General features: G+C 68.3%; 13 protein-coding genes. All 13 read left to right on the top strand.

Going from position 1 to position 11,898, the window contains the following annotated elements; all coding sequences use genetic code 11:
• On the top strand, positions 1–1,783 hold a 1,783-nt coding region (locus ACT6Y9_RS04235), incomplete at its 5' end, for a GNAT family N-acetyltransferase (RefSeq protein ID WP_443743609.1).
• A gap of 12 nt (positions 1,784–1,795) precedes the next feature.
• Entirely contained in the window at positions 1,796–2,563 is a 768-nt protein-coding gene (locus ACT6Y9_RS04230) for an enoyl-CoA hydratase-related protein (protein ID WP_443743608.1), read from the top strand.
• Between the two features lie 232 nt (positions 2,564–2,795).
• Positions 2,796–3,698 carry a transporter substrate-binding domain-containing protein gene (locus ACT6Y9_RS04225; protein WP_443743607.1) on the top strand — a complete coding sequence of 301 codons (903 nt, stop codon included), beginning with the start codon at positions 2,796–2,798 and terminating at the stop codon, positions 3,696–3,698.
• Positions 3,699–3,878: 180 nt separating this feature from the next.
• Entirely contained in the window at positions 3,879–4,613 is a 735-nt protein-coding gene (locus ACT6Y9_RS04220; protein ID WP_443743606.1) for an amino acid ABC transporter permease, read from the top strand.
• A 12-nt stretch (positions 4,614–4,625) separates the two neighbouring features.
• Entirely contained in the window at positions 4,626–5,312 is a 687-nt protein-coding gene (locus ACT6Y9_RS04215; protein WP_295480216.1) for an amino acid ABC transporter permease, read from the top strand.
• Positions 5,313–5,378: 66 nt separating this feature from the next.
• Positions 5,379–6,107, top strand: a complete 729-nt coding sequence (locus ACT6Y9_RS04210; RefSeq protein ID WP_295480238.1) for an amino acid ABC transporter ATP-binding protein — start codon at positions 5,379–5,381, stop codon at positions 6,105–6,107.
• Between the two features lie 145 nt (positions 6,108–6,252).
• Complete coding sequence (locus tag ACT6Y9_RS04205) at positions 6,253–7,245, top strand: KpsF/GutQ family sugar-phosphate isomerase (protein WP_295480218.1); 993 nt, start codon at positions 6,253–6,255, stop codon at positions 7,243–7,245.
• Positions 7,245–7,787, top strand: a complete 543-nt coding sequence (locus ACT6Y9_RS04200) for a KdsC family phosphatase (protein WP_295480220.1) — start codon at positions 7,245–7,247, stop codon at positions 7,785–7,787. The genes ACT6Y9_RS04205 and ACT6Y9_RS04200 overlap by 1 nt, the downstream gene beginning before the upstream one ends.
• A 7-nt stretch (positions 7,788–7,794) precedes the next feature.
• On the top strand, positions 7,795–8,403 hold the full coding sequence (gene lptC / locus ACT6Y9_RS04195; protein ID WP_443743605.1) for an LPS export ABC transporter periplasmic protein LptC: 609 nt from the start codon (positions 7,795–7,797) through the stop codon (positions 8,401–8,403).
• A gap of 44 nt (positions 8,404–8,447) precedes the next feature.
• Positions 8,448–9,035, top strand: a complete 588-nt coding sequence (gene lptA / locus ACT6Y9_RS04190; RefSeq protein WP_443743604.1) for a lipopolysaccharide transport periplasmic protein LptA — start codon at positions 8,448–8,450, stop codon at positions 9,033–9,035.
• 40 nt (positions 9,036–9,075) lie between these two features.
• On the top strand, positions 9,076–9,855 hold the full coding sequence (lptB, locus tag ACT6Y9_RS04185; RefSeq protein ID WP_295480226.1) for an LPS export ABC transporter ATP-binding protein: 780 nt from the start codon (positions 9,076–9,078) through the stop codon (positions 9,853–9,855).
• An 11-nt stretch (positions 9,856–9,866) separates the two neighbouring features.
• Positions 9,867–11,312: an RNA polymerase factor sigma-54 gene (gene rpoN / locus ACT6Y9_RS04180; RefSeq protein ID WP_443743603.1), complete on the top strand. Its 1,446-nt coding sequence runs from the start codon at positions 9,867–9,869 to the stop codon at positions 11,310–11,312.
• A 50-nt stretch (positions 11,313–11,362) separates the two neighbouring features.
• Entirely contained in the window at positions 11,363–11,848 is a 486-nt protein-coding gene (locus ACT6Y9_RS04175; protein WP_443743602.1) for a PTS sugar transporter subunit IIA, read from the top strand.
• Positions 11,849–11,898 lie beyond the last annotated feature (50 nt).

Genomic DNA, 11,898 nt, shown 5'->3' with positions numbered 1-11,898 from the left:
CGGCTCGGGCGTCGCCGCGCTCGCGGCCGACGCGGCCGACCGTGCGGGCGTGCAGATCGAGGGGCTCTCCAACCGGACGATTCAGAGGCTCCACAAGGTGCACCCCGAGGAGCGCATCCCAGTGAACCCCGTCGTGATCGGCGCGGGCGCGCCGGGCGCGCGCTTCGCCGAAACGCTCGGCATCGTGCTCGACGACCCGGCGGTGAACGGCGCCGTCGTCGTCGTGGGCCCCTCGCCCGTCTCGACGCTCGACCCGACCCTCACCGAACTCGCCCGCGCCGCGCTGAAGACCTACAAGCCCGTCGTCGTCTCCTGGCTCTCGAGCCGCTCGACCCCGGCGGTGGTGCGTCAGCTCGAGCGCCTCCCGGACTCGCGCCTGATCGCGGTCCGCTCGCCCGAGCTCGCGATGCGCGCCTTCGGGCTGCTCGCCGACCGCAGCGCCCTCATCGAAGCGCGCCGCTCGCCGCCCGCCGCCCGCCGCGGGCGGTTGGGCGCCGCGAAGCTCGTCCGCATCCGCCTCATCTGCCGCCGCGCCCTTGAGACGGGCCGACACTTTCTTCTCCCTTGGGAGGTCCGGGCGCTCCTCGAGGCGCTCGGCTTCCTCGCCGTCCCGGCGCAGTTGGTCGCCGGCCTCCCCGAGGCGCTTGAAGCCGCCCGGTCGATCGGCTACCCCGTCGCCCTCAAGGCTTCAAGCGAAGGGCTCGGGAGCCGCAGCGCCTCGGGCCTCGTAATCCTCGGCGTCGACTCGTCCGAAGCGCTCGAGGCGGCCTGGCGCCGCCTCACGGAGAACCTCGCCCAACACGCGCCCCTTGCGCGCCTCGAGGGCGTGCTCGTCGAGAAGATGTCCGCGCACTCGATCGAGCGCGAACTCTCGCTCAACGTGCGGCTCGACGCCGTGCTCGGCCCCGTCGTTGAGTTCGGCGGCGCGGGCCTCGCGCGCACGCTCTACAAGGACTTCGCCGTGGGGCTGCCGCCGCTCGCGCTCGCCGAAGCCGAGCGGCTCGCCCGGACGCCGAAGATCTCGCAGGCGCTCGACGCCTACCGGGGGCTCCCGGCGGTGGACCGCCCGCAGCTCCATGCGGCCCTCTGCCGGCTCGCGGACTTCGCCGCGGCGGTGCCGGCGCTGCGCGAGCTGCGCCTCGAGCCCGTGGTGCCCACGCCCGAGGGGCTTCTCGTCCTCAACGCCGAAGCGGCCCTCTACGACGCGCCTCTTGAACCCGACCGAACCTACCGGCACCTCGTCGTGCGCCCTGCGCCCGTCGAGGCCGGTCTCGCGGTGCGCGCGAAGAACGGCGCCGAAATGCGGCTGCGCGCGCTCCTCGAAGACGACTTCGAGCGGCTGCGCGCCTTCATCGGGTCGCTCTCGGAGTCGTCCTTCTACTACCGCTTCCACACGGCCGCGGCGCTCTCGGAGGAGCGCATCGCCTCGCTCTGCCGCCCGGACTGGTCCCGCGCAGGCGCGTGGGCCATCGCCGAATCCGCGCGGGAGGACGCCCCTCTCGCCGCCTCCGGCCGCTGGTCGGCGGGCGAGGACGAAGCCGAGTTCGGCATCGCCGTGCGCGACGACCTCCACCGGCTCGGCCTCGCGCGGATCCTGCTCGCGCACCTCGAGCGCGAAGCCGCCCTCGAGGGGTTTCATACAATGGCGGGTTATGTTCTTCCCGGCAACGAGCCGATGGAGCGCTTCATGGAGGCCTCCGGCTACGTGGTCGACCCCGAAGTCCGCGGCGCGCAGGCGAGGCGCTGGTCCAAGCGCCTGACGCCGCCCGCGGGCGCCCACTAAAAGGTTTTTCCAATGAGCATTCAGTCTTCGCTTCAGTACGGCATCCTGCGCCTCACGATCGACCGCAAGGAGCGCCGCAACGCCCTCACGGCGGACATGTTCCGTGCGCTCGCCGATGCGCTGCGCGCGGCCGAGGCGGATCCCAAGACCCGCGTGGTGCTGCTGCAGGCCGCGGGCTCGGTCTTCTCCGCCGGCGCCGATCTTGAGGAGATGCTCGCCGCCCCAGAGGCGGCCGAAGCCGCCGCGGACGACTTCTTCAGCACGATCAGCGCCTTCACGAAGCCCGTCATCGCCGCCGTGAACGGTCCCTGCGTGGGCGAGGCGTTCACCGCGCTCCTCTACTGCGACCTCGTCTACGCGGGCTCGCACGCGCTCTTCTCGCTTCCGGCCGTCGCGCTCGCGCGCACGCCGCGCTGGGGCGCCGCCACCGTGATGGCGCTCGCCGCGGGCCCGTCCAAGGCGGCCGAGAAGCTGCTGCTCTCCGAGCCGATCAGCGCCGACGAAGCGGAGGCGATGCGCCTCATCACCCGCGTCGTTGAGGACGAGCACCTCGAGAACGTCGTCGCCGCCAAGACCGCCCGCCTCGCCGTGCTTCCGCCCAGCGCCGTCGCCGGCACGAAGCAGGTGCTGCGCGCCGCCCGCGCGAAGCTTCTCGCCGACGCCGCCCCCTTCGAGGAGGAGGTCTACCGCCGCCAGGCCGTTTCGCCCGAAGCCGCCGAGGCCCTCAAGGCCTTCCTCGAAGGCCGCCGCCCGGTCTTCCAGGCGGACGATGAGGAGTAGTGCACCAATTTGAATCAATACGCACCACATTGGTGCTATTGAGGCCCCGCGGATTCCTCCGCCGGGGCCTTTTTTTTGCGTCCGTGCACGCCTCCCGTGCATGTGCGCCCCTCGTTCCTGGGGTTTCTCCTTTATGGCACGTCTATTGCTTTCATCCCTTTAGAGGGAGCAGTTCCGCCTCTGCGACGTCTGCGCCTCAGCCTGGAAGCACATCAGAGAAGAGGAACTCATCATGACCACGCTTTTCCGCCGCACCGCTCTCGCCGCCGCGACATGCCTGTTCGTTCTGTCGTCCGCCGTGGGCGCCGCGGAGCTCACCGGCACCCTGAAGAAGATCCAGGACTCGGGCTCGATCACGCTCGGCTATCGTGAGAGCTCCGTGCCGTTCTCCTACCTCGACGCGGCCGGCAAGCCCACGGGCTACGCCTACACGGTCTGCAACCGCGTCGCCGACGCCGTCAAGACGGAGCTCGGACTCCCGAAGCTCGAGGTGAAGTACCAGGCCGTCACGAGCGCCAACCGCATCCCGCTCATCCAGAACGGCACCGTGGACATCGAGTGCGGCTCGACCACGAACTCCCTCAAGCGCCAGCAGGAGGCCGCCTTCTCGGTCGCCTACTTCGGCATCCAGGTCTCCGCGGCCGTCTGGAAGTCCTCCGGCATCAAGTCCTTCGACGACCTCAACGGCAAGACGATCGCCCTCACCTCGGGCACGACCTCCGTCGCCCTCGTGAAGAAGTACGAGAAGGAGCACAACCTCAAGTTCCGCTACCTGATGACGAAGGACTTCGCCGAGTCGATGCAGTTGGTCGCCAACAAGCGCGCCGACGCCTTCGTGATCGACGACGTGCTCCTCGCCGGCCAGATCGCCAACCTCTCCAACCCGCAGGACTTCACGATCCTCGACGCCGCCCTCTCGGTCGAGCCCTACGGCGCGATGTTCCGCAAGGACGACCCGCAGTTCAAGGCCCTCGTGGACAGGACCGTGGTCGGCATGATCAAGTCGGGCGAGCTTGAGAAGCTCTACCAGAAGTGGTTCGAGTCGCCCATTCCGCCCAAGGACGTCAACCTCAACTTCAAGATGAACTCCTACACGAAGGAGCTCTTCAAGAACCCGAGCGACAAGGGCATCTGATCCTTCGTCTCCGGACAACCCGGTTTTCAGCTCCGGATGCGGCTCAGCTAGCTTTCAGGCCGCATCCGGAGTCTTCTTCCCTCAGCCCGTCACAGACCCCCCGCCAAAGCGCCCTGCCCACTGCGGCGCCGGCCATCGCAGCCGCTCCGCAGTCAGGGACCAACATAAGAGGACCGCGTCATGGCGCTCAACTTCAGTCTGGACTCGCTCCTCGAGCAGTCCCTCCTAACCGACGACCCCTGGTGGGTCTACATCCTCTGGGGCGCAGGCTGGACGATCGGCCTCGCCGTCGCCGCCTTCGCGCTCGCCCTCGTGGTCGGCGTCGTCGTGGGCACCCTGCGCACGACCCGGAACCGCTTCGTCGCCGGGCTCTGCGAAGCCTGGATCGAACTCTTCCGCAACATTCCGCTCATCGTCCAGATCTTCATCTGGTACTTCGTCGTTCCCGAACTCGTCCCCTGGTACAAGGACTGGCTCACCGAAGCGGACCCGGCGGTCGGCCAGTTCGTCACGGCCTTCCTCTGCATGGGGCTCTTCACCTCCTCGCGAATCGCCGAGCAGGTGCGCTCGGGCATCGCGAGCATCCCGCGGGGGCTGCCCAACGCCGCCCGCGCGCTCGGCTTCACGCCGCTGCAGAGCTACTGCGAGGTGATCCTGCCCATGGCGATGCGCCTCATCGTCCCCCCGCTCACGAGCGAGGCGATGAACCTCATCAAGAACACCGCCGTCGCCATGACGATCGGCCTGCCCGAACTCACGATGCGCGCCAACGAGATGGGCGAGAACACGTTCACCTTCTTCGCCGCCTACCTCTGGGCGACGATTCTCTACATCGTGATCGCGCTCGTCGTGAACCGCCTGATGGTCTGGGTCGAATCGCAGTGCGCGATCCCCGGTCTCATCGCCGCCAAATAAGGAGAAAGAACCATGTCCGTCGACTTCTCCTCCATTTCCGGCTCCGTTGACTTCCTGCTCGCCGGCGCGGGCTACACGCTGCAGCTCACCGCGATCACGGCCGTGCTCGGCCTCGCCCTCGGCACGCTCCTCGCGCTCGCGCGCCTCTCCTCGATCGGCTGGCTCTCCGGGCTCGCGAAGCTCTACATCAACCTGATGCGCGCCGTGCCTCTCGTGCTCGTGCTCTTCTGGTTCTTCCTGCTGATGCCCGAGGTGCTGCGCTTCATCTTCGGCCTCGACCATCCGGTGATGATCGGCGCGAACCTGACGGCGATCATCACGTTCGTGCTCTTCGAGGCGGCGTACTTCGCCGAAATCATGCGCGCGGGCATCCAGTCGATCGGCCGCGGGCAGTTTTTCGCCGCCACCGGCCTCGGGCTCACCTACGCGCAGACGATGCGCTACGTGATCCTGCCGCAGGCCGTGCGCAACATGCTCCCCGTGCTCCTCACGCAGACGATCATTCTCTTTCAGGACACGAGCCTCGTGTACGTCATCAGCGGGAGCGACTTCATGGGCGCCGTCGTCAAGATCGCTCAGCGCGACGGACAGCTCGTTATGATGTACTCTTTCGCTGCCGCCTGCTACCTTGCAGTTTCGCTTTCGCTCTCGATGCTCATTCGCCGCCTGCAGGCGAAGATGGCCGTTGCTGCCCGCTGAGGCCCGGCCCTGATCCCAGAGATGCATACCTCCCCTATGAAGGATTGAAGGATTCCCCCCATGGCAATGATTGAAATCAAGAACCTCAGCAAGTGGTACGGCAACTTCCAGGTTCTGAAGAACTGCAGCGTCAACGTCGAGAAGGGTGAAGTCGTTGTCGTCTGCGGCCCGTCGGGCTCGGGCAAGTCCACGCTCATCAAGACGGTCAACGCGCTCGAACCCTTCCAGAAGGGCGAGATCACGGTGGACGGCATCTCCGTGGGTGATCCGAAGACGGACCTGCCGAAGCTGCGCAGCCGCGTCGGCATGGTGTTCCAGCACTTCGAGCTCTTCCCGCACCTCTCGATCCGCGAGAACCTGGTCCTCGCGCAGATGAAGGTCCTTGGGCGCTCGCGCGAAGAGTCGCTCACCCGCGGCCTGAAGCTCCTTGACCGCGTGGGGCTCCTCGCGCACGCCGACAAGTACCCCGGTCAGCTCTCCGGCGGCCAACAGCAGCGCGTCGCCATCGCCCGCGCCCTCGCGATGGACCCGATCTGCATGCTCTTCGACGAACCCACCTCGGCCCTTGACCCCGAGATGATCAACGAAGTGCTCGACGTCATGGTGAGCCTCGCCAAGGAGGGCATGACGATGATGGTGGTCACGCACGAAATGGGCTTCGCCAAGAAGGTCGCCGACCACGTGATCTTCATGGATGCGGGCGAAATCATCGAGAACCTTCCCGCGGACCAGTTCTTCAGCCAGCCGCATACCGAGCGCGCGCAGAAGTTCCTCTCGAAGATTCTCAACCACTGAGACCGGAGTTCCGACCCGAGGGCGCCCTGAGCGGGCGCCCCCGGAGCAGAGGCGCCCCGCGTTTCCGGCTGTTAGCGCAGTCCGGGACGCGGGGCGCTTTTCTTCTAAAATAACAAGTTGCCCTGATCCACGAGGAGCCCAATTCATGATCGAAACGCATTTTGACGCCGCCGCCGCGGTGAGCCTCGGACGCGAAGTCCTCACGCATGAGGCCGACGCCGTTCTCGCCGCCGCGAAGCGCCTCGGCAAGACGCCCGACTTCGCCCTCGCCGTCAAAGCGATCCTCGGCTGCCGCGGCAGACTCGTCGTTTCGGGCGTAGGCAAGTCCGGACACATCGGCCGCAAACTCGCCGCCACCTTCGCCTCCACGGGCACCCCGGCCTTCTTCGTGCACGCGGGCGAGGCGGCCCACGGCGACCTCGGCATGATCACGAGCGGCGACGTCGTGCTCGGCATCTCCTACTCGGGCGAGACGCAGGAGCTCCTGATGATCGTCCCGATCCTCAAGCGCGAGGGCGCCACGCTGATCGCGATGACCGGGAATCCGGACTCGACGCTCGCGCGCCACGCCGACTTCCACATCAACTGCCACGTCGAGCGCGAGGCCTGCCCGCTCAACCTCGCGCCCACCTCCTCCACGACGACCACGCTCGCCCTCGGCGACGCGCTCGCCGTCGCCTGCCTCTCCGCGAAGGGCTTCAGCAAAGAGGACTTCGCGCGCAGCCATCCGGGCGGCGCGCTCGGCCGGCGCCTGCTCATCCACGTGCGCGACGTCATGCGTCAGGGCGACGCGGTGCCGCGCGTCACGGCCGACGTGCGGCTCCTCGACGCGATCCGCGAGATCACGCGCAAGCACATCGGCATGACGGCCGTGGTGGACGACGACGACCGCGTGATCGGCATCTTCACCGAAGGGGACCTGCGCCGGCTCATCGAGCGCGTGGGCGACGTGCGCGACGTCGTGATGCGCGACGTGATGACCCCGAACCCCCACACGATCGGCCCGGACGAACTCGCCGCAGCCGCCGTCAAGGCGCTCGAGGCGCACCAGTGCAATCAGCTTCTCGTCGTGGACCATGACGGCCGCCTCGTCGGCGCACTCCACATGCACGACCTGATGGACGCGAAGGTGATCTGATGAACGCCTCTCCGACCCTTCTCGAACGGCTCGGCCGCATCCGCATCGTCGTCCTCGACGTGGACGGCGTGCTCACCGACGGCTCGCTCGTCTTCACGGGCGAAGGCGAGCTCGCAAAGACCTTCAACGTGCGCGACGGCCTCGGCATCAAGCTGCTGCAGGCCGCCGGCATCGAGGTGGCGATCCTCACGGGCCGCACCTCCTCGATCGTCGCCTACCGCGCCGACGAGCTCGGCATGACCCGCGTCGAACAGGGCAAGCTCAAGAAGCTCCCGACCCTGCGGCACATGCTCGAGGCGGCGGGCATCGCCCCCGAGGAGTGCGCCTACATGGGCGACGACCTCCCGGACCTGCCCTGCCTGCGCGCGGTCGGCTTCTCCGCCACGCCCGCGGACGGCAGCCCCGAGCTCGAGCCCTACGTGCACTGGCGCGCTCCGCATGCGGGCGGCCGCGGCGCCGTGCGCGACCTCGCCGAAAAGATCCTCCAGGCCCAGGGCCGCTGGGAGCCGCTCCTCGCCGAGCGCTTCCTCTCGCAGGAGTAGTTCTTTCATGGCGCACCGCCGTCTCGTCATCCGCGAGCGCATCACGGCCATCATCGGCTCGGCGCTCCTCCTCCTGATCGTGCTCACGAGCTACTGGTACTCCATCCGCGCGGACCTCGAGGGTCTCAAGTACGTCCCGAGCGACAAAAGCCCGGACTTTCTCGCGAAGAACGTCTCGCTCACGGACTTCGACGAGACGGGGACGCCGAAGTTCAAGGCCTTCGCCGAGCACCTGCAGCACTTCTCCGACGAGCGCATGCGCGCCGAAAAGGGCCTCGTCGTCTCGCTCGCGCCCAACGAGGCGACCGCACGCGCCCGCGCCGACGAGATCTGGAGCGACGACGGCATGGAGACGGTCGAATTCTCCGGCAACGTCGTCGTGACGCGCGCGCCTTTCCAGGGCGAGCCCGAACTCGAATTCAGGAGCGGCTACGTGCGCGGCTGGCTCGACACGTTGCGCTTCGAGACCGACAAGCCCGCCTACATGCGCCGGGGCTCGGACACGACCGAAGCCCAGGGGGGCATGATGTACGATAATGTCGCCCGCACCGTGGAGCTCAAGGGGCGCGTGGGCTCGGTTCTCCATCCCGAGAACTTCCGCAAGCCCGCTCCCTGATCCCCGCCCCCACCCACCGGACACCCTCATCGGACCAACCCGCCATGAAGAAGCTTTTCGCCGTTCTGCTCGCCGCCGGTCTCGTCTCCAGCGCCTGGGCGCTTCAAACCGACCGCGAGCAGCAGATCGAAGTGCACGCCGACCAGTTCAACGGCGACGAAGTGAAGCAGACCGCCGTCTACAGCGGCGCCGTGGTGGTCGATCAGGGCTCGATGCGCCTCACGGGCGACGTGCTTAACCTGCGCATCACGCCCAAGGGCTACCGCCGGGCGACGATCACGGGCGCGCCGGCGAAGTTCCGCCAGCAGCGCGATCCGGACGCGAAGAACCCCGTGGACGAGTGGGTGCACGCCGAGGCGAAGCGCATCACCTACGACGAGGAGACCGACACCGTGACGCTCTCGGGCACGGCCCGGCTCTCGCGCTCTGAAAACGGCGTCGAGAAGGACATGACGCAGGGCGATCGCATCGTCTACGACATGAGGAACGCCCGCTCGGTGGTTGAAGGCGCCGTCGAGGGCGGCCGCCGCCAGCGCGTCACTACCGTGATCGCGCCGCGCACGCAGAACAGTCAGGCGAAGCCGCGCGCGAGCGCTCCGCTCTCGCCGGCGATCTCGATCGCCAATCCCTGATCCCCTCCGTCCACACCCCGAGCCGAAGCCGCTAGAAAAAATGGAATCCTCCGCCACCGTCCGTCCCGACGACGAAAAAGTCCACACCCTCGTCGCCCGCGGGCTCAAGAAGCACTACGGGAGCCGCCAGGTCGTCAAGGGCGTCGACCTCGCCGTGAAGTCGGGCGAAGTGGTGGGTCTGCTCGGGCCCAACGGCGCGGGCAAGACCACGTCCTTCTACATGGTCGTGGGGCTCGTCTCGGCCGACGACGGCGCGATCGAACTCGACGACGTCTCGATCACCCACCTGCCGATCTACAAGCGCGCCCGCATGGGGCTCTCGTACCTGCCGCAGGAGGCGAGCGTCTTCAGGAAGCTCTCCGTCGAGGACAACATCCGCGCCATCCTCGAGATGCAGCAGGACGCCTCGGGCCGCCCATTCACCCGCAACGAAATCGAGTCGCGCCTCGAAACGCTCCTCAACGAGCTGCAGATCCAGCACATCCGCACGAACCAGGCGCTCTCGCTCTCCGGCGGCGAGCGGCGCCGCACCGAGATCGCCCGCGCGTTGGCGGCGAACCCGCGCTTCATCCTGCTCGACGAACCCTTCGCGGGCGTCGACCCGATCGCGGTGATCGAGATCCAGCGCATCATCAAGTATCTTCGCAGCCGCAACATCGGCGTGCTCATCACAGACCACAACGTGCGAGAGACGCTCTCGATCTGCGACCACGCCTACATCATCAACGAGGGCCGCGTGCTCGCCTCCGGCATCCCGAAGGACATCGTCGACAACCCCGACGTGCGCAGCTTCTACCTCGGCGACAACTTCAGCATGTAAGGACCCTGCGCATGCCCTCTCTTTCGGCCGGCCTCGGCCTCTCCGTCCAGCAGCAGCAGACCCTCGCACCGCAGCAGCAGTACGCGCTCCGGCTTCTGCGCATGAGCGCGCAGGAGCTGCTCGACGAGGCGGACCTCGCCGCCGAGGAGAATCCGCTGCTCGAACGCGAGGCGCCCGCCGGCGAAGAGGAGCGGCAGGACCAGCCCGCGCTCCATGAGGAGACCGAAGCCGTGCGGGGCGAGGATGCCGAGCAGTTCCCCGAAGACCGCGGTCCGCTCGAGAACGTCTACTCGGCCTGGACCGGCTCGGGCGCGGGCGACCCGGACGAGCTGCCCGCCGTGGAACGCGTCGCTGCGCCCTCGTCGCTGCGCGAAGACCTTCTCGCGGAACTGCGCACGCTCGACGTCGACGCCGTGACGCGCGAAGTGGTCCTCTGCCTCATCGACGAGCTCGACGACTCCGGCATGCTTCCCGCCCCCCTTGAGGAGGTGGTGGGCGACCTCTCGGACGTCCTCGACGCGCCGCTCGAGACCTGGCGCCGCGGGCTCGCGCTCCTGCAGACCTTCGACCCGCCGGGCGTCGGCGCGGCGAGCGCCGTCGAGTGCCTCACGCTCCAGGTGCGCCGCCGCATCGAGGAGGGTTCGGCCGACCGCGCCGCCGGCACGCTCCTCATCGATCTCATCGAGCGCAGACTCAAGGAGATCGCCCTTCAGGACCGCCGGGCGCTCCTCGCCGCCGCGGGGGGCGACGAAGCGCTCCTCGATCGCGCCCTCGCGCTCCTCAAGACGCTCAATCCCCATCCGGCCTCCAACTACTCGGCCGAAGCGACGCAGTACGTGGTCGCCGACATCCTCGTGCGCCGCGCGGGCGGCGTCTGGACCGCCGAGCTCAACGCCTCCGCCCAGCCGGGGCTGAGGCTCTCCTCGCTCGCGCAGGGCGCGGCCGTGGACGAGACGACGCCCTTCGGGCGGTATCTCGCCGAGGCGAAGCGCCTCATCGCCGGCATCGAGGCGCGCCGCTCGACGCTCCTCAGGGCCGCGCAGTTCGCCGTCGGCCGCCAGCAGGCCTTCTTCGAGAAAGGCCGCGCCGCGCTCGTGCCGCTCACGATCGGCGAAGCGGCCCGCGAGCTCAGCCTCTCGGACTCCACCGTATCGCGCGCCGTCTCGGGCAAGTTCTTCCAGTGCCCCGCGGGCACCTTCGAGCTGCGCAGCCTCTTCCTGCTGCCCGCCGTCCAGGCGACCGACAGCCTCGGCATGAGCGCCTCGGTTTCGCCCGCACGCATCCGCGCGCGCATCTGCGAACTCATCGCCGCCGAACCGACCGACAAGCGCCTCTCCGACCAGGCGCTCACGGACCTGCTGCGCGGCGAGGGGTTCGACATCACGCGGCGCACCGTCGCCAAGTACCGCGACCTCGAGAGCATCCCCACGGCGCGCATGCGCGGCGCGAAGCGCTGACCGCCCACTTTTCTTCCTCCGGCCCCCTGCAACCGGGAGGCCGCCGTCCGATGAATCCCTTCACTCCCTACCTCAGGCTCAACGCCGTACGGCTCGACCTCGACGTGAAGAGCCTCAAGCGCCTCTTCGAAGAGGCCGCCGGCGCTCTTGAAGTGACCTACGGCGTGCCGCACGACGAGGCCTTCGCCGCGCTCTCGGAGCGCGAGCGGATCGGTTCGACTGCGCTCGGGCACGGCTGCGCCGTGCCGCACGGGCGGCTCGAATCCCTCGACTCGCCCGTCGTCGCCTTCCTGCGCACGCGCGAGCCCGTCAAAACGCCTTCGCCCGACGGCACCGGCGCGAAGCTCTTCGTGGTGATCCTCGCCCCGGCGGAGAACCCCGAGGCGCACCTCGGACTGCTGCGCGCGACCGCGGCGCTCCTCTCGGACGCCGACGCGCGCGCCCGGCTCATCGCCGCACCGACCCCCACCGCCTTCTGCGAGGCGCTCTCGGCCTGGGTGCCGCCCGTCGAAGAGGCCGGGGACGCCGCAACTTGACATCCTCTCCGCCCTGAAGGACGGAGATTCCCTACTGAGTCCTTACGCGT

The organism is Sutterella sp. (genome assembly GCF_052272535.1).
In the GTDB taxonomy this organism is placed as follows: domain Bacteria; phylum Pseudomonadota; class Gammaproteobacteria; order Burkholderiales; family Burkholderiaceae_F; genus Sutterella.
Note: the sequence above shows the minus strand (reverse complement) of the source record. Positions and strands in the feature narration are given on the sequence as shown.